Below are 18,249 nucleotides of genomic sequence, written 5' to 3'. Positions count from 1 at the left end.
CATTGACCCGGTAGCGGGTCAATGCGCGGCCGTCGCAGTTCGCCCTCGGGGTCCGCGGCGGAGTCTTCAGCGCCATGATGCCCACAGCGGCGAACACCTCATCGAAGACGGCGGTGAACTTGGCGTCCCGATCACGGATGAGGAAGCGGAAGGTCTCCGCTCGTCTGCCGAGGTCGAGCAGGAGATCGCGGGCCTGCCGAGCGGTCCGCGCCCCCGTCGGGCGGCGGGTCACGCCCAGGACGTGCACCCGTCGGGTACGCCGCACGGTCGCCGCGACGCTGGCGGAAGGCGAGAGCGAAGGTCTCGGCGCAGACGTCATCAGCCACGTGCGGGCCGGGTCGCCGGGACGCGTACCGGTGGATCTCCGTGTAGTGGGCGTCGAAGACGGCGCCGAAACACTCGGGCTCATCCCAGGACCGCTTGATCACCGTGGCGTCGTCCTGCCACGGTGGTACGACGCTCGGGGGAGCTGCCATGCATGGCTCCTTCGTACACAAACCTCGTCATCGGCGGTACGGCGGTCACCTTGTTGTTGTCCGAAGGCCGCCGTCGCCTTCCCTTGAATTCGGATGCTCGGTGACGCAGTGGAAGCGATCATGCCCGCCGGCAACCGGACCGCCGAACCCCCATGTCAACCCCGACGGCCGAGTTTCGGGCATCCACAGGCGCCGAACAGATCGAACAGCCACCGGCAGAAAGCGGCCGGATCGGCGGGTGACGGTGCCCGAAATTTTGGTCGGCATTCATCGATCGGACGGCGTATCAGACGCCTCCATAAAAGTGACGCGACAGGGATACGACAGGGGCAAGAAAGGGGTCTGCCCTAACTTTACTGCTGAGAGTTCACGGCAGAAAGGCGAGAAAGCAAGGAGGCAGAGCGTTCGGCAAATGTCCTCTGATCGCGAACACCTCAGCCTGCTGGACAGCAGCGCACAGCACCCCGCATGAACGAAAGATTCAGGGGCCTACGCGGCTCGTGACCTCTCGGACGGTTCCACGACCACTCTTTCTCAAGGAGAACGCCATGCGTCCACGTCGCATCATCGCCGTGTCAGCCCTGGCAGCGGCTGGTCTGTTGCTCAGCGCTTTCCCCTCCTCTGCGGACTCCCGGTCCCCGGTCGCACCCCCTGCCCCGACGCGCGTGTCCACTCCAGCAACCAGCGGTCCGTCCACCGATTCCTCAACGACTCTGGCCGACCTGTGCTGGAACAGAGAGAACAGGTGGTGGTGCAGCAATAGAACGTCAGCGCCTATCTACGAGGCCGGCACCACCAACATCATCGATTACCTCCGGAGCAACCCCAGCGTCTTCGCCTGCCGGGCCGAAGGCAACCGCAACAACAACGGCCCTCACCCCAACCGGTGGGAGTGGACCAATGGCGATGTCACCGGCCGATGGGGATACGTGATGGACAGCTGGATCTCCAGCGAGACAGATCCCCTTCCCGTCTGCTGAACGAATTACTGAACGACGCCCGCCCGCCGCCCTCAGGTCGAGGGGGCGGGCGCTTCCACGGAGATGCGGCCGGCCGGCTTGAGGATCAGCACGGGCTCAGGCGGACCGACCTCGCGGGACGGCCAACCGCACCTGCGAGGAACACCGTATCGACATGGAGAAAGTCGCACGCCAGGAAGGCGGGCGGAGCGCCGTCGTTGCTAAAGCTTCCCGGGACGGATTGCCACATCATCGATCTGGAACGCGGGTCCGGCGGTGCTCGCGTTCCAGACAAAGGTCCAGTCGACGCGGGTCGTGCCCGCGGGCGCGGTGAACGTGCCGGCTGCTTGGGTCCAGGCGGTCTTCCGGGCCAGGGAGATGGCGTCGGTACGCAGCACCGTGCCGGACTCGTCGCGCCACCGCACATTCCACGTGACGGCAGGCATGGTCGCCACGGCCTCCCGGTACCACAGCGACACCTGGTAGCTCGTACCGGCGACCACACCGCTGTATCCGGGGAAGTTGTCAAGCGCCACCGCGCTGCCGGACGCCTGGGCGCTGGTCATCTGCAGCGAGCCCGTGCCACCATGCGCGCCGCCGGTCTGGTGCGCCAGGCCGGCCCCGTACCACGGGGCGTAGGGCGAGGTCGTCGAGCCGGACTCGAAGTCCTGCTCGGCGATCGCCGGCGGGACGGGCGTGCCGCCGTCGAACGTGCTGCCGGCGTCCTGGCCGTACTGGGGGCCGACCCACAGCCCGGGCACGATGCGATTGCCCATGTCGGTGACCCTGAACTGCCACGGTCCTGTGTAGGTGTTGTCGTGCCAGGAGTTGTGCGAGTCGTGGACGATCGACTGCTGGATCACGGCGCCCTTGTACGGGGACCAGTCCGGGTACGTACCCCAGTTGGACAGCAGGGCCATGTGCCCGCAGTACTGCGTTGGGCAGCCTCCGTTGACGGCACTGGGGTCGAAGGCGAACGTGTTGTGGTGGATGTCGACGTTCTTCGTCCACCAGCGGCAGTTGGTGTAGAGCGGCTCGCTGGCGATGGCGGGAGCCGAGCACTGTGAGGTGTTGGTCGGTCCGACGATCAGCGTGCAGTCGCCGGTCGTCGAGGCCGGGCTGTTGCAGAACCGGTCGGCGTTCGCCCACGCGGTGATCCCGCCCCAGTTGTTCTCGAGCCGGTTGCCGGTGATCTCGATCTTGCTGGTCCGCGCTTGCACGCGGGGCTCACCATCCGCCTCGGACAGGTAGATCGCCGCTTCGGGGAACGGGTCGCCCTTCGCTGCCCGCTCGGCACCGGAGGCCCAGGCGTTGCGGCGGATGGTGTTGTTCCGGATCACGACGTTGTAGCTGATCTCGTAGAAGATCGCGAGCGACTCGTTGTCCTCGATGAGGTTGTTCTCGATGAGGAAGTCGTTGTTGTTGGTGTCCGCCCAGACCCCCGGCCCGTGGTTGCCGTGGACCCAGTTGCCGGTCACGTCGGCACCGTTCACCGCCCAGAACTTCATGCCACCGGTACATCCGCACCCAGGTTCCTGGTGCTCCCAGTCCTCGGTGTTGTTGCCGGTGAACTCGTTGTCCGCCACAACCAGGCCGGTGATCGTGTTGCCGTCCTTGTACGCGTTCAGGCCGTACTGCCCGTTGTCCTTGAGGCAGTTGCCACGGATCTTGTTCGTGGCCCCGGCCATCAGCCCTGCGCCGGAGTTGTCGCGGATCGTGTTGTGCTCCACGACCCAGCCGTCGCCGGAGTCGTGGTTGACCACACCCTGATCGCGCGGCGCGACGAATCCGGTGATGGTCAGGTACCGGATCGTGACGCCGGTCGCCTGCTGAGTGAACGCGTACCGGTTCAGCCGTTTCCCGTCCAGTACCGCGCCGGGCGCGCCGATGAACGTCGCGCCGTTGCCGGGCATGATCTGGGCGTACTGGTCGGTGCCCAGCGTGTGTGTGCCGGTCTCGAAGTAGTACGTGGTGTTCGCCTTGCGTAAGTCCACACCGCTGTTGTCGCCCGCAGGGACCACGACCGCGCCGGAGGGCGGTGTGGTCGGGCCGTTCAGCGACGAGCTGCCGCAGACCGCTGCCGTTGCCGTTGCCGTCGTCGAGTCGGCTGCCGAATCGACCGCGTCGCCACTCGCCGGCATCGCGCCGCCCATGACAACCGTGGCGAGGGCCACCAACGCCACTGGCCAGGTTCTTCGCATTCCTGTTCTCCTCCAGGTTTTGACCAGCCTTGGCCGCACTCGACCGCCGGCCGTCGCCGCTGTAGGCAGCGCTCGCGCCTACCCTCAAGATCAAACGCTGAGAGAGTACTGCAGGGCCGATGACGGCGTCCTGCTGATCAGGGACAGCGACAGACATCACTGTCCCTGAGATCCGGTGGCGCACACATCCGCATGTCAGGCGTGGACGACGCGTCGAAGGCCGGTCACGTTGCATCACCTTGGATTCAGTACGCGACGCCAACACTTTCGCGACCGCTCCGTGGCATAGGTCGTGCCGCCGGATCAGGTCCCACGCCCGGCAGGTCCGGAGCCCCGCAACGACCTCCGAAGCGGAGATACACCCGTCCTCGCGAAGCGATATGCCATCGCGGCTGCCCCAGGAGCCGACAGTGCCGTGCCGTGCCACGCCGCGTCGCATCCGGCACAGGAGAAGGAATTATGCCGCATCTCTGAGCAAAAGCGCTGATCAGGCACGCACAACAACGCCAAAAAGGCTTCACCTGCACAGCAGATCCAGCATCCTGGGCAGGACCAGAAACTGCCCCGAGCAGAGCTCTCCTTCTGTGGTCCTCCCCTTTCCTTTGAAGAGGTCCTCGTGACTCGGTATGCCATCAACCGTGCCCACAACACGCTTCTCGCGCAGTGGAGCACCGGCATCGGCGACGCCGCCATCGTCGTGGCCCAGCTGACCCACGACCAGCTCCACCAGAACACCCGCCGGCTCGCCGCGGACCTGACCCGCCTGTCCCACGCCTGCTGGCGCTCCTACACGCACCCCGCCACCACTGCCGACCGGCACAGCCCCCACAACCTCGGCTGGCAACGGCAACAGGAACGGGACGCCTTCACCACGATCCTCCCCACCCTGACCGCCACCACGCGACCCACCGACCAGCCGATCGGCACCAAGGTCGAGCAAGCCGCACATGCCGTCGCCCGTACCCTGCGCGTGCTCGGCGCCTCTCAGCTCACCACGCACGTCAGCACCGACGTCGCCGCCGAACTGGCCGCCATCGAGCAGGCCGAACGCGGCGATCTGTCCGACCGCGCCCAGCAAGCCGCCGCCCTCAGCCGCGAAGACGCCTCACCCCTGCAGATCTCCCAAGCCGACCGCCTGCTGCACGACAATCCCTTCGGCAGCCAGGACCTGTTCACGCAAGTAGATCCCACCGCGGCCGCCATCGCCGCCGCCCACTGGTTCTACGCCGCCGTCACCATCACCGCCCAGCACACCGGCATGCACCCGATCCGGGTGGTCGCCAGCGCCGAGCAGTACGACAAACCCCTCGCCCCCGAAAGCCTCACCGACATCACCACAGCCATGAACGCCGGCGCCCGAACCCGGCACGTGGTCATGCCCCTCATCCGCAACGCCCTCCACATCGCCGACGGCCACCTGCGCGGCATCCTCGAAATCCAACACCGCATCACCGCCGCCCAGCACCTCATCAGCAAGGCCCAGGCCGACCACCCCGAACTCGACCTCAGCCCCGACACCATCCACCTGCCCCTCACCTCGCTCGACCCCACCCGGCCCGCCCCCGACCTCCTCGACAACCTGCTCCACGGCATCCACACCTGCTGGCGCCTCTACCAGCACCACGCCGACCCCCAACGCCCCGCCCCCGCAAACGCCGACAATTCACGGCAACAACAACTCCGCCAGGCATTCCTCACCGCGACCCGAGAAGAAGCAGCCGCCCGAAGCGAACGACTGCTGTAGCCGCCCAGAAAGCATCCCGACCTGCATGTCAGCACTGAGTTCGTCGGAGATCGCTCCTATGGCACGACCCGCTCCAGGTACGCGGCAACGCGACCTGGAGCAGCCGGGCCCCACGCCCATAGGCGGGCAATCTGCGCGCCGATTCGGCTGCTCCAGGCATAAGACCATCACCGGAAGCAGCCGCATGCCGCCTTCCGAAACATACGCGGAATGGGTCTTGGCTCGTTTCTCCAGGTCGAGGCGGCAATTCTGGTGCGTTCTCGGGAGATTTCGCGACAACGACGAAGAACCTCGAGGCGTCCCGGTCTTGTGGGAGAGGTTCTGTCACGCGGCGTTGAGGGCTTCCAGGGTGCGTCGGTTGACGACCTCCCGTTGGCTGTCGATGCCCCCGGGCGTAGACGCGCATGCACTACCAGGAGCCTGGCGCATCAACGATGAGATCTTCCGGCCTGGGGAGTGGGGCCGGCTCGTCTTCGATGGAGTAGATCTCCAGGCACGACAGGTGGCCTCCCTCGACGAAGAGCAAGACACCACCGTCGCGCTCCTGCACGCTCGCGGAGATCAGCACGCCGTCTTGCACCGGAGAGTCGCATGCGCAAGGGCCTGTCCCTGGGCGAAGATCCACCGTCGCGCATCCGCATCCACAGTGCCCGGTGACAACTGCCGAAGGGACTTGAGCCCGAAGCTTGTCCGCGCCAGGAAAGTCCTGCGCGAGAAGTGCCAAGATGACAGCTTGCTCCTTGTCTGACAGATGACGCTCGCTGCTCGACACAACGTCAAGGTATCGGATCGCCTACGGGATGTGCGCGGGGTGATCTCCCTCGAACCCGAAGGACCAAAAGTTGTTACAGGGCGCGGCCTCTCATGGAGGCGTCCGGGGGCCGTGCAATATACGTGCAAATGACCTTGCCGCTTGTGGCGGTCTGGCAAGATGGCACCGCAGCTCAGAAGCATGGAGTCGACAAGAACGGTCACGCGCTGGAAACAGTTCGGCAGTTCTACGCCGTGCCGTACACGTGCCAGTACTGACTATTGCCGAGGTGGAAGTCGGTATGGGCTTCGGATCTCAGTGGCAGGCGGTCAGACACGATCATCGTGGTGCGAAAAGTCGCAGTATCTCCGCTTGCTCGGGACGTACGGCAAGTGCCGGGTTACTTGCGTGCGGGTAGATTTCAGCTGCTGCCCACTGCGCGGCTCGAACACTGGAAGCCACTTCGATCTTAACTCCGCGCGCACGTAGCTCCGCCAGCAACTGCTTGGCATCGAACAAGTACACCGACTCGATGCACCAAGGGCGAATGCTGCCTCGTGACGAAGCCGCCGGCGACGCGGGCCCAGTCAGGACGAGGTAGTAGTCCAGCGCTGGCGCCTCGGTCACGTCCAGCATGCCCTCGCGCTTGAGGTACCACTTCACATTGACGGTCCGCCCACGCAATGGATCAGAAGTGAACCGGCCGTCGATCGCGGCGGCTACCGCGGACGCCTCCAACTCGATTCCGAAGACCCGCGCCGCGATCCACTCCCCCAAGTGGCCGGCGGTCATAGGCCGCTGGATAATCTCTGCGATCTTCTCATCGACATCGTTCCGCTCCCTCAGGAGCTCTGCGATGTACTCCACCTTGACGTCACTCATGTCACCAGCTCTCCACTGCCCAAACCAGAGTGCACCCTGAGGGCCAGCGAGGTACAGGAGACGAGAATTTCAAGGTCCTGCACATACGCGAGACACGCATGCCGAATCCGTGGGTCGTGGGTTCAAGTCCCATCCGCCCTGCTGATATCACCGCAGGTCGAAGGCCGGTTTGGGCTATGCCGGCGCTCAGCGGATGATCACTACAAGATCAGGTTCCCTCGCATCTCATCATGACGTAGTCGACATCCGATCATCCCAGCGCGTCACTTCGATTCGCTAATCCCGCTCCCGTCACCCTGCGACCAGCCAGCCGAGGGAGCACAGGTGGCGAGGATCATCGAAAGTACGACCAAGGACGGCGCGAAGTCCTGGTTGGTCGAGTGGCGAATAGGCGGCGGCAGGAACGGCAGGGAAGACTTCGAGACCTGCTACGACCGCCAGATCGCCGACGGCTTCGCCGCCCTTGTCACCCCTCAGCGGAGAGAACCCATGGGTACCCCAAAGGCTGCCACGGCGTCGAAGACCTCGACTTCGACGGCACCATCGACCCAGGCCTGCGAGTATTCGTGGAGGACGCCGCCGACCTGGCCTCGTCGGTGTACGTTCAGGTCGACGATTCTGGCTGGATCGATGATCGGATCCGGGACGGGACGTAGCGGAGCTGCCTGAGCCAAGGCTTGATGGGCTCGTTGCTCGTTGGAGAACTCCTCATAGGCGTGCAGGGCATGCCGCAGGTGGCGTTCTTGGTACGGGGCCAGAGCCGCACCAGCGGATGGGCCTCGAGCGGCTTGGCAAGGTTCATGGACATGTTGGTACGGATGCCCTCACCTCTGACGACCAAGTCGACCCGCGAGCCGCGGGAGGCCCCTATCCGCCGGACGAGGCACTCGTGGCTCGCGCGTTTTCGCCGGCTGGCATCCAGGCGCTCCAATCGGCGCACAATGACGTTCGAGCAGTTCAAGCCGCCGCCGCTGTCGTCTCGACGCGCCGCGGCGGCACCGCATGACGGACAGTGATGGCGAACAGGAGGAGGCCGGCGACTGTCAGCACCAGGCCCGCCCATGCCGTCGACAGGGTGCCGAGGCCCGCGCCGAGTGTGATCGAGCCACCGACGGCTCCCAGCGCGTTGGCCAGGTTGAGCGATGCGAGGTTGAGCGCCCCCATCAATGTGGGCGCCTCGGGGGCGTTCTTGGTGAGCAGCACCTGGATCGTCGGGATGGCGAGCATCATGGTCGCGCCGACTCCGAAAAGGGCAGGCATGAGCAGCCAGATCGTTTCGCCTGTTGCGGCGATCGCGATGAGGAACAGCAGGACGCTCCCGTAGCCCAGGACGAGGCCCCGGTACGCATAGCGGTCAGCAAGGCGGCCACCGACCTGGTTACCCACCGCCATGCCGACGCCGAACACGGCCAGCGCCACGGGGATCAGCGATTCATCGGCCCGTGCCGCGTCCGTGACATAGGGACCGATGAAGGTGTAGACGGCGAAGATGCTGGAAATGCCGAGCGCGGCGACGGCCATGATCACCCAGACCATCGGGCGGCGCAGGGCGCCCAGCTCTTGCGCGATGGGCCCGCCGTCGAGGTCGGAGGTGGCGGGCACCCAGAGGAGGATGGCGGCACCGGCGGCCAGGCCGATCACCGCGACCACGACGTAAAGCGCCTGCCAGCCGGCCTGCTGCCCGACGAAGGTGCCGAGGGGCGAGCCGACGATCGTCGCTATGGTCAGGCCGGCCATGACGGTCGCGAACGCCTTTCCACCCTTGCCCGGACCGTAGACGTAGGCGGCGACGACGGCGCCGGCACCGAAGTAGGCGCCTTGCACCGTGCCGGTGATGAACCGGGCCGCGATCAGCATGCCGACGTTCGCGGACAGCGCCGACAGCAGGTTCCCGACGATGAAGAGAAGGATGAGTGCCAGGAGTAACTGCTTGCGGTTCAGCCGGGCGGCCACGATCGTGATCACAGGGGACCCGATCATGACGCCGACCGCGTAGGCGGTCACGGCGTACGTCGCCTGCGGGATCGAGATACCCATGTCCGCGGCGAAGAGCTGGATGATGCCATTGCTGCCGAATTCACCCGTGCCGATGGCGAAGGTGCCGAGCGCGAGAGCGAGCAGAGTGAGCTTCGTGTTCCTGCTGTCGCAGTCCGGCGTGTGGCGCGCCTCCTCGGCTTCGCACTGCGCTCGATAGGCACTGTTGAGCACAGGGAGCCCTCCTTTCGGGCGAGTGTGGTGGTTCGGTGCGGCGATATGTCACAGGTCGGTCAGGCTCTGTGGCTCCTCGCGCGCCTCGTCATAGCGGATCAGCGCTGTTCCCGTGAAGTTACGCAGGATCACTTGATGAAGACTGAAGGTTCACTGGATCCGTTCTCGAGCCGGTCCGAGGCGGATCATCGATCCCCGTTTCCCGCGCACGCGTATCCACCCGTCGTCAGGAGGCCCTGCCTACCTTCGCTCTGAAGCATGCGAGAACAGCCGGCCGGGGGCTTCCAGGAAGGGCACGAAGATGACCGAACCGACCACGCCGCCCATCAGCGGGCTGCGCCACTTCGCCTTGACCGTGCGGGATCTCGAGGCGAGCATCGCCTGGTACCAGAGAGTCTTCCAGGCCACGTTGGTGGACGGCGACCTGCCGCACTACGGCCGTGAATGGACCGGATACGCGCACCTGGTCATCGAACCCCGTACCGGACTGGCCATCGGGCTGCATCACCACGAGGCCAACCAGGACGAGGTCCACACCGGTCTCGACCACATCTCCCTGCGGGTCGAAGGACGCGCGGGGTTGGAGGCCTGGGCGAACTGGCTCGACTGCATCAGAGTCTCGCATTCCGGCACTCAGCGGCAGACGAAGCCGTTCGTCTGCTCGACGATCGTCTTCCGCGATATCGGACAACATCCAGCTCGAAGTCGTCGCCATCGACGTCTGGAACGTGGGTGCGAGCCGGCCTTCCCGAGCCCTCAGGACGCCGGCCCACACGGGCTTCACCTCACGGAGATCGGTCTACCAGCGGCCGCCCTTGTGGAGCTGGCCGCGGACCGCGCCATCGGGGAACTGGGAAGTGTGCAGGTTGGCGTACCAGTTCTTGGGCTTGTTCTTGATGTCCCTGAGCAGGCTGCTCTTGACGCGAACGGAGCCGGAAGCGGTGTTGCCGCGAATGCGGCCGTTGGACAGCGGGTCGATGACGACGGGGCCGTTCACGCCCGCCTTGCCCCGGTGAATGTGGAAGGCGGTCGGCCTGCCGGTGTTCCTCCACTGGACGAAGAAGTAGAAGCGGTCGCCGCTGATGCGGAACTTGGCGACGGCCACGCCGTTGGCGTCGTTGACCTTCTTGCCCCGTTCGGGCACCTCGTTCCGGCCGAGGAGCACGGCGGCGAAGTAGTACTTGGGCGAGCTGGTCGTGTGGCTGTGCGCGGTCACCCCGGCGGTCTGGGACGCGGCGGCCGCGGGGGTGGCGATCACCGAGCCGGCGACCACCACGGCGACCGCCCCTGCCGCCGTCGCGCCCGCGAGCGCGGGATTCCACTTTCCGTCCAGTTCTTGTCGAGTTGGACGCAAGATCCCCTCCGACGCGGCGAAGAACGGTTGCTCCCTGGACTCCGACTTCTTCGACCTACTGGCGCGCTCCCACCTGCGCTTCGTCGACACCCCGCCGGCAGGCCCCGAGGCCACGGCGCAGTGGCTGCACGAGGAGGCGCCCTTCGGCGTGCCGGCGCACGACGGGGCGGACGACCCCCGCTTCACCTACGCGAACGTCACCGCCCAGCGATGCTTCGAGTACGACTGGGCGGAGTTCGTCGGCCCGCCCTCCCGGCTCTCGGCGGAGCCGGACCGGCGGGAGGACCGCCAGGCGCTCCTGGACGCCGTGCGCCGGGACGGCTTCGCGACCGGTTACCGGGGACGGCGCATCGCCAAGTCCGGCCGCCGGTTCTGGATCGAGGACGTGACGATGTGGAACCTGGTGGACGGCGACGGCCTGCTCGTGGGCCAGGCGGCGACCTTCCGCCGGACGCCTGACGCCCGATCACGTCGCCTCGGGCCAGTGCCTCGAGCCTGTCGTTGATGTCGTCGAGTTTGACCGGCGTGACGGTGTGCTTGATCCGGCCTTCACCGGCGAGGGCGAGACTCAGGAGCTCCGGAGCAGTCCAGGACGGCGTCGGCCTCTCCCCTGCCGGTCAGCTCCGCAAGCTCGGCCCGCACCTGCCCGGCCGTCCTGCCGCGGGTGTTGACGGTGTGGTCGGCGCCGTTCGTCCTGGCCACCGCGAGCTTGTCATCCCTGCGCGCGAAGGCCACCACGGTGGTACTGAGGCTGGAGATCCGCGCTCGGGTCGATGCGGACGAGGTGGCGGCTGGGAGCCGTGACGTACTCCGCAGGCCGGGGGGCAGCTGGACAGGGACCGTACGGCTGAACACGGTGTCCGCCGACGACTTCGACACCGTCTTCTACCCGGGCGGGCACGGCCAGCTGTGGGACCTCGCCGAGGACCAGACGCCCGTCGAGCTGATCGAACGGATCGCCGCTTCGGGAGTGTGCCATTCAGCTGGAGGTCATGGCCGTCGGCGTCTGACGCTTGGCGCGGACATGCTCCGACCGCTTGAACCGCCCAGGGAGACCGCGGCGAGGAAACCGCCGACGAACGCGTCGCCGAGCCCGATGGTCGTGGGCGCGGCGACGTCGAGCTCGAAGCCGGGCAGGCAACGAACGACCCCGCCCATTCGGCGTTCCAGAGCCGCGGCGAACTCCACCGCCTCCGTTCGCCTCGGCCGGTTCTGCATGAGCTCGTACTGGTGGTCCGTGTACGCATCGCCGTGGCAGTAGCGGGTGCTGGCGATCACGATGCCCTCGTTCAGTGGCTCCGCGTACTCACCGGCTCGCTCCCCGAATGCCGCCGACCAGTACTTGGTGTGCACCACCAGGGTCTTCACGGGGATGAGAGCCCGCAGCGATTCGAGGGCGCCTGCCACCTCCGTCACGGAAAGCAGGTTGACGGCGTAGCCCAGGTGCGACTGCATCTCGTCTTCGTTCAGTCCGTAAACGTCGATGACGTCCAGAAGCGCGTCGCGGACCCGTTGGCTGAGGCCCGGCTCGTGGAATCCGGCATCCTCGTAGTAGACGACCGCCCCGGCCGGCAGTTGCCGCATGTGGCTTCTCAGCGCGGAAAGACGCCGGTCGAGTGTTCGCCGGTCCCGTATCGCGTTGAAGCCCGAGATCAGAAAGACCCGTGCGTCGCTGAGCAACGAGCCCAGCTCATCACTCAGCAGCATGGACTCGTTGTCCGGGTCGTTGACGTAGATCAGTCTGTTCGGAAACGGCGCACGGATGTCGATGTCACCTGCTCGAACCCGCATGCCCTGGTCGTACTGCACGATCAGGTGCGGATAAAGGGTGTCCTGGTCGCCGCTGCAGATGTAGTCGCAACTTGCCGGCAGCAGGCGGCGGACGATGTCGTTGAGACTGACCAGGTGCAGGGTGGACGGTACGCCGAGCCGGCTCATCTCCATCGCCGCTCGAACGGAGGTCCCGCCCAGAGTCGTTCGTTTGGGGAACCGCCCGGCGAATGCGTTCAGGCATTCGGAGGAGGCGACGAAGTGCTCGCCTCCTCCGCCCTTTTTGAGGTAGGTGAGAATCGAGATGACCAGCTCACGCTCGTTGGTCACGGTGACCGACGACGTCAGCTCGGCATCGCCGATCTGATACTCGCCGACCAGTTGCTCCAAGATCGACGAGGACAGCTTGAGTTCGTAGTCGACGCATCCCCCCAAGCCCAGGACCACACGGCTGGTCATGTCAGTAGAGAGATGCCTTGCCGGCCGCTTCGAAGAGGTCGATCTTCTGCCCGGCCACCACCTTCATCGCCTCGATGCACGGCGGCTGGATGGAGTTCGGCTCGCGCAGGCCCTCATCGGCCAGGACCTCGCGCATCTTCATGTGGTAGGCGGCCTTGATGTCACTGGAGATATTGATCTTGTTGATGCCGAGCTTGACCGACTCCGCGATCTCGTCGTCGGGATTGCCCGAGCCGCCGTGCAGCACGAGGGGGATCTTGACCCGGTCCTTGATCTCCTTCAGCAGGTCGAGCTTGAGCTCCGGCTTCAGGGTCTTCGGGTAGAGGCCGTGATAGGTGCCGATGGCCACCGCGAGGCTGTCCACCCCCGTCGCCTGCACGAAGGTCACGGCGTCCGCCGGGTCGGTGTAGATGATCGCGTCGCTGCCGTCTTCGGCCTCGCCGTCGGTCTTGCCGATCGTCCCCAGCTCCGCCTCGACCGACAGGCCGACCGCGTGCGCGGTTTCCGTGACCTTCTTGGAGATCGCGATGTTCTCCTCGAACGACTTCATCGAGGCGTCGATCATCACCGAGGTGAAGCCGATCCGGATCGCGGTCAGCATCTCCTGATAGGTCGCGCCGTGGTCCCAGTGAATCGCGATCGGCACGGACGAGCGATGGGCCCGCTGGGTCATCGCGGCGATCACGTCCACTCCGATGTGCCGCACCTCGTCGGGGTGGATCCCGATGAAAAGCGGCGCGTTCTTCTCCTCGCTGATGTCCACGATGCCGTTGAACATGGCGTAGTCACTGATGTTGAAGGCGGGCACGGCGAAGTTTCTTTCATTCGCGACAGCCAAGAGCACCTTGCCGGTCGTCAGCATTGCTGTATTTCTCCTTCTGATCAGTTGATTGTCACTCGGGACGGGGACGACGTTTCAGGACTTGACCGCGCCGGAGGTGAGGCCGCCGATGAATCGCCGCTGGAAGAGGAGGAACAACACGAGCACCGGAATGGACCCCAGGATGCTCATGGCCATCATCTGGTTCCACTCGTAGGAGTGCTGGCCCATCAGGAGCTGGATGCCGATGGGCACGGTTCGCATGTCGTCGGTACGGGTGAGGGTCAGCGCGAACAGGTATTCGTTCCACGAGATCATGAAGGTGTAGACGCCGACGGCGACCAGCCCGGGCACCGAAATGGGCACCAGGATCCGCCAGAGAGCCGTCCAGCTCGACGCCCCGTCCACCTTGACGGATTCATCCAGTTCTCGCGGCAGGGTGTTGAAGTACGCGGTCATCATGATAATCGCATAGGGCAAGGTGAACACCATATGCGTGAGAATGAGCCCCGGATAAGTATTGTACAGACCGAGCGCCACCACGAGACCGAAATAGGGAATGACGAGTGTGATGGGCGGCACAGCCTGGACGGTGACGATCACGGCGTTGACGGATCGCTTCAGCGGGAAGTTGTAGCGACTGAATCCATACGCCGCGAGAATCGCCACGAACAATGTCAGCACGGTCACCGACAGCGCGACGACGTAACTGTTGACGAAAAACCTCAACTGGGTCGCGTCGGCCAGGATCGTCTTGTAGGCGTCGAACGAGAAGTTCTCGGTGATCAGCCGCGGCGGGACCTGGAAGACTTCCCCGTTGGTCTTGAACGACGTCGACAGCATCCACACGACCGGAAGGCCGGCGAAGGCCGCGCCGACGCACAAACCTGCGAGCACGGCGATCTTCGCGCCGAGGCGCCGCCTTTTGCGGGTGAGCACGGTGATCACCTCTCCTTTTGCAGGCGAACGTAGAAGAAGGCCAGAATCATCGTGAGCAGCAGGACTATGACGGCGGCGGCGGACGCGGTGGCGAACTCGTAGCTGCTGAAGGCCTGCTTGTAGGTGTACGTGCTGAGCATCTCGGTGGCATTCAGCGGGCCACCACCGGTGGTCATCCAGATGAGGGCGAACTGCTGGGAGGTCCAGATGAGATCGAGCACGGCCATGCTGAGGAGCACCGGTTTCAGCTGTGGAAGCGTCACGTTGCGAAACTGGCGGAACGTGCTCGCGCCGTCGACGGAGGCCGCCTCGTACAGAACCGGCGAGATTCCCTGCAACCCGGCGAGGATGCTGATCATGAAGAACGGGAAGCCGGCCCAGATGTTGATGAATGTCAACGCCCAGAGCGCCGTGTTCGGCTCGGAGAGCCAGGTCACTTCCTCGCGCATCACGCCGATCGTGGTCAGGACGTAGTTGACCACCCCGGACGGGTCCAGCATGAGCCGCCAGATGACCGCGATCACGGCGACCGTGAACAGCCAGGGCAGGATGTAGACGATGCGGAAGATGGCTTTCGTCACTCCGCCCAGCAACGGGGTGTTGAGCATCGTCGCGAAGGCCAGTCCCAGGCCGAGGTGAGCGACGGTGCTCACGGTGATGAAGATGAACGTGTTCTTCAGCGCTGCCAGGAAGTCGGGATCGGTGAGCACCGTGGTGTAGTTGGCGAGCCCGGCGAAGACCGGGTTCTGCTCGACGATCACGTTGTCCTTGAACGAGTAGCTGACCACCATCGCGATGGGGATGATCATCAGTACAAAGATCAATATCAGCGTCGGCGAGAGATAGCCGTACGGGACGACACCCTGCACGGGGAAAGGCCGCGTCCTTCTCCGCCGGCCCGCAGAGGATTCCGATGCCGATTTTGCGGCTCCCGGGGAGGCCGCCGGATCGAGTTTCGCGGTTTCCATCGATGTCTCCTTGGTTCGGGGGCCGCGCCGCACGGTCGGCGCGGCCCACGAAGTACGGAAAGGTCAGAGCACCGGTGCCCAGGCCTGTTGCGCCTTGTTGAGGGCGTCGTCGACACTCTGCTTGCCGGTGAGCGCGAGCTGCAGCTGCTCATCGAAGCCGCGCATGAGGTCTTCGGACTTCGGCAGCCCCACGAACTCGTTGGCGGGATACCCCGCCTTGTAGATGTCGAAGGCCGTCTTGAACAGCGGGTCACTCGCGCTGAAGTCAGGCTCGGCCGTCTTGTTGCCGGGGAAGCCGTTCGCCAACGTGCTCAGCTGCGCATTCGCCTTCTTGTCCATCAAGAACTGGACCAGCTTGAACGCCTCGGCCTTGTGCTCCGAGGACTCGGCGACGCCGATGCCCCAGGACGCGTACGGGATGCCGCGCTTGCCGGTGTAGGCGTCCTCGGCCGGGATCGGCACCACCGTGAAGTCGAGCTTCGGATTGTTCTTCTTGATCAGCCCGATGTGCGCCAGGGAATCGATCACCATGCCGACCTGGCCGGTGGAGAACTTCTCGACCTTGTCCTGCTCTTTCATGGTCAGCGCTCCGGGCGCGATGACGCCCGCGTCGTTCAGGCTCTTGACGTACTCCACGGTGCTCTTGACGCCGGGGCCGGTCAGGTCGGGCTTCCCGTCCTTGGTGAGCATGCTGCCGCCCGATGCCCACAGCCATGACATCACGTCGTTCTGGACGCCGTTGGGAACGGCGGTGTCGAGCGGCAGGGCCCAGCCCTTGACATTGCCGCCGAGCGCGCTGACCTTCTTGGCCGCCTCCAGGAACTCCGTGCGCGTGCTCGGAGGCTTCTTGACCCCCGCCTTCGCGAGCAGATCGTTGTTGACGAACAGGGGGTAGACGAAGTTGACCACGGGGATCATGTAGGTCTTCCCCTTGATCTGGATCTGGCTCGCGAGCTGGCTCGAGTCGTACTTCGCGGCCGCCATGAGCGCGGACAGGTCGGCGATGGCGCCCTGCTTGGCGAAGTCGCTCACCCATGCGCCGTCGAGGCCGACCACGTCAGGCAGCGTCCTCGACGCCGCTCCGGCCACCAGCTGCTGCTTCGTGGACGCGTACGGGCCGCTCAACAGCTTGACCTTGATCTTCGGGTTCTGCGCCATGAATTCCGACATAAGCTTGTCGAACGATCCCGCCGGCAGCTCCGGCGCCCACCACTGCGCAAACTCCAGAGTGACGGTCCCGTCACCGCTCGATCCCGCGCTCGCTCCCGAGCCGGAACCACATCCCACGGCCGTGGCGCCGATCATCGCCACCGCCATCACCCCGAGTAGTCGCCTCGTCCGGCCCTGCAACCGGGTGCTGCCTCCGGTCATCGCGACCTCCTTGCTGTACAGGTGTTACCGGTCTTTGCCGGTTTCCGCCACATTAACAATGCGTGTCGCTACGCCACAAGACCTAGTAACGCAAAAACCCGCTAGGAACCGCACAGTCCGGCACACAAGCGGAAGAGGCGTGCTGATGCGTGAGACTTCCAGTGCCGGGACGCTCGAAGCTGGCGGCATTTCGCCTGAAGGAGGCAGCGTTATGCGGTAGTCTGCAGTTCTAGGCCTGCATCACCCCTCTGTTGCGTTGATCAGTAGCGCAACTACCGCAGAGATGGGAGGGTCAGTGACCCTTGACGAAGACGACCGGCAGCGTCGTCTACCCGCAGGACGTAAGGCCCAGCTGGCGGCGTACGTCGCGGAGGCCGGGCAGGTCACGGTCAGCGCACTCGCAGAGCGCTTCGGCGTCTCCATCGACACGATCCGGCGGGACCTGGACCAGCTCAGCGCCGACGGTGTCCTGGTCCGCACCTATGGTGGAGCGGTCAGTCAGGCCACTCTATCTCGGGTCGACCGGGCCGTGGACGTGCGGCTCAAGATGGAAGAACGCGAGAAGGAGAAGATCGCGGTACTTGCCGCGTCGCTGGTCAAAGATGGGTCGATCATCATGATCAACGGCGGTACGACCACTCTCGCCGTGGCCCGGAACCTGCGCAACCATCGGGACCTGACCGTGGTGACGAACAGTCTTCTCGTACCCCCGGCGCTGCCGCCCTCAGCCATCCGCGACGTGTACGTCTTCGGCGGCGCGGTCCGCACTCTCACGCTGGCCACCATCGGCCCCGTCAGCTTCCGGGCGTCCGACGGAAGCGAGCTGGACATCAGCTGCGATCTGGCGTTGATCGGGGTCGGCGCCGTTTCAGCGGCCGGGTACACGACGAGCAACCTCGCCGAGGCGGCGATGATGCGAGAGATGATCTCGCGGTCGGCGCGCGTGGCGATCCTGGCCGACTCGTCCAAGTTCGATCGCCGGCTCTTCGCCCAGGTGTCCGAGCTCGGGGGCGCCGACTTCCTCGTCACGGACTCCACGCCGCCGCCTGATCTTCTGGACGCGCTGACGGAGAACGGGGTAGAGGTGATCACGCCGGAAACCCTCGAAGGCGCCCCCGAAGCCGGTCAGGATCCCCAGTAGATCGGGTACCGATCGCGTCATGGCCCCTCAAGAACACCGCTCGGAAGCCGCGGCAACGCTGGTCGACGATCCCGGCGCCCATTACCGGTACGTGGGGCGGTAATGGGCGCCGACTGGCGGGCGGAGCCATGTGCGGGTGGCCGCCTGGATCAGGCGGTCTCGTTTTGGTGCACCTCCGCCCCACGCGCCGGGTACATGAATCGCAT

At 65.3% G+C, this 18,249-nt stretch carries 14 protein-coding genes and 1 pseudogene; 4 read left to right on the top strand and 11 right to left on the bottom strand.

Annotated elements, in window-relative coordinates; translation table 11 throughout:
• Positions 1-265 (bottom strand): hypothetical protein (locus ACWDX9_RS46015; protein WP_449966577.1); only part of this gene is annotated, 265 nt, incomplete at its 3' end.
• 1,391 nt (positions 266-1,656) lie between these two features.
• Positions 1,657-3,636, bottom strand: a complete 1,980-nt coding sequence (locus tag ACWDX9_RS46010) for a right-handed parallel beta-helix repeat-containing protein (RefSeq protein ID WP_449966574.1) — start codon at positions 3,634-3,636, stop codon at positions 1,657-1,659.
• A 616-nt stretch (positions 3,637-4,252) separates the two neighbouring features.
• On the opposite strand from ACWDX9_RS46010, the gene ACWDX9_RS46005 reads away from it, so the two are divergent.
• A complete protein-coding gene (locus ACWDX9_RS46005) occupies positions 4,253-5,380 on the top strand; it encodes a hypothetical protein (protein WP_449966573.1) in 1,128 nt (375 codons plus the stop codon).
• Between the two features lie 1,090 nt (positions 5,381-6,470).
• On the opposite strand, the gene ACWDX9_RS46000 is transcribed toward ACWDX9_RS46005, so the two are convergent.
• Together ACWDX9_RS46000 and ACWDX9_RS45995 are read right to left on the bottom strand one after the other, a co-directional pair.
• On the bottom strand, positions 6,471-7,013 hold the full coding sequence (locus ACWDX9_RS46000; RefSeq protein WP_449966570.1) for a hypothetical protein: 543 nt from the start codon (positions 7,011-7,013) through the stop codon (positions 6,471-6,473).
• Between the two features lie 957 nt (positions 7,014-7,970).
• The gene (locus tag ACWDX9_RS45995) at positions 7,971-9,221 is read right to left on the bottom strand and encodes an MFS transporter (protein WP_449966567.1); all 1,251 of its coding nucleotides are present in this window, start codon (positions 9,219-9,221) and stop codon (positions 7,971-7,973) included.
• Positions 9,222-9,522: 301 nt separating this feature from the next.
• On the opposite strand from ACWDX9_RS45995, the pseudogene ACWDX9_RS45990 reads away from it, so the two are divergent.
• Positions 9,523-9,813, top strand: a pseudogene (locus ACWDX9_RS45990) (VOC family protein); the annotation flags it as partial.
• Positions 9,814-10,020: 207 nt separating this feature from the next.
• Here the strand turns inward: ACWDX9_RS45990 and ACWDX9_RS45985 are convergent.
• Entirely contained in the window at positions 10,021-10,437 is a 417-nt protein-coding gene (locus ACWDX9_RS45985) for a CHRD domain-containing protein (RefSeq protein WP_449966565.1), read from the bottom strand.
• Here ACWDX9_RS45985 and ACWDX9_RS45980 point away from each other — a divergent pair.
• On the top strand, positions 10,403-11,080 hold the full coding sequence (locus ACWDX9_RS45980) for an MEKHLA domain-containing protein (RefSeq protein WP_449966563.1): 678 nt from the start codon (positions 10,403-10,405) through the stop codon (positions 11,078-11,080). The genes ACWDX9_RS45985 and ACWDX9_RS45980 overlap by 35 nt on opposite strands.
• Before the next feature lie 44 nt (positions 11,081-11,124).
• On the opposite strand, the gene ACWDX9_RS45975 is transcribed toward ACWDX9_RS45980, so the two are convergent.
• From ACWDX9_RS45975 to ACWDX9_RS45950, 6 genes are all read right to left on the bottom strand, one after another.
• On the bottom strand, positions 11,125-11,313 hold the full coding sequence (locus ACWDX9_RS45975) for a zinc-binding dehydrogenase (protein WP_449966560.1): 189 nt from the start codon (positions 11,311-11,313) through the stop codon (positions 11,125-11,127).
• Positions 11,314-11,565: 252 nt separating this feature from the next.
• Positions 11,566-12,804 (bottom strand): ADP-dependent glucokinase/phosphofructokinase, encoded by a 1,239-nt coding sequence (locus tag ACWDX9_RS45970; protein ID WP_449966558.1) that lies wholly within the window; start codon positions 12,802-12,804, stop codon positions 11,566-11,568.
• 1 nt (position 12,805) lies between these two features.
• Positions 12,806-13,666 (bottom strand): ketose-bisphosphate aldolase, encoded by an 861-nt coding sequence (locus ACWDX9_RS45965; RefSeq protein ID WP_449966555.1) that lies wholly within the window; start codon positions 13,664-13,666, stop codon positions 12,806-12,808.
• 54 nt (positions 13,667-13,720) lie between these two features.
• On the bottom strand, positions 13,721-14,572 hold the full coding sequence (locus ACWDX9_RS45960) for a carbohydrate ABC transporter permease (RefSeq protein ID WP_449966553.1): 852 nt from the start codon (positions 14,570-14,572) through the stop codon (positions 13,721-13,723).
• Positions 14,569-15,564, bottom strand: coding sequence for a carbohydrate ABC transporter permease (locus tag ACWDX9_RS45955; RefSeq protein WP_449966551.1), 996 nt, complete (start codon positions 15,562-15,564; stop codon positions 14,569-14,571). Before ACWDX9_RS45955 ends, ACWDX9_RS45960 begins: the two co-directional genes overlap by 4 nt.
• A gap of 30 nt (positions 15,565-15,594) precedes the next feature.
• Complete coding sequence (locus ACWDX9_RS45950) at positions 15,595-16,902, bottom strand: ABC transporter substrate-binding protein (RefSeq protein WP_449966549.1); 1,308 nt, start codon at positions 16,900-16,902, stop codon at positions 15,595-15,597.
• A gap of 295 nt (positions 16,903-17,197) precedes the next feature.
• On the opposite strand from ACWDX9_RS45950, the gene ACWDX9_RS45945 reads away from it, so the two are divergent.
• Positions 17,198-18,043: a DeoR/GlpR family DNA-binding transcription regulator gene (locus ACWDX9_RS45945; RefSeq protein ID WP_449966546.1), complete on the top strand. Its 846-nt coding sequence runs from the start codon at positions 17,198-17,200 to the stop codon at positions 18,041-18,043.
• The last annotated feature ends 206 nt before the right edge of the window (positions 18,044-18,249 follow it).

The sequence above is a fragment of the Nonomuraea sp. NPDC003201 genome (assembly GCF_053590415.1).
This window is presented reverse-complemented; position numbering and strand designations above follow the sequence as displayed.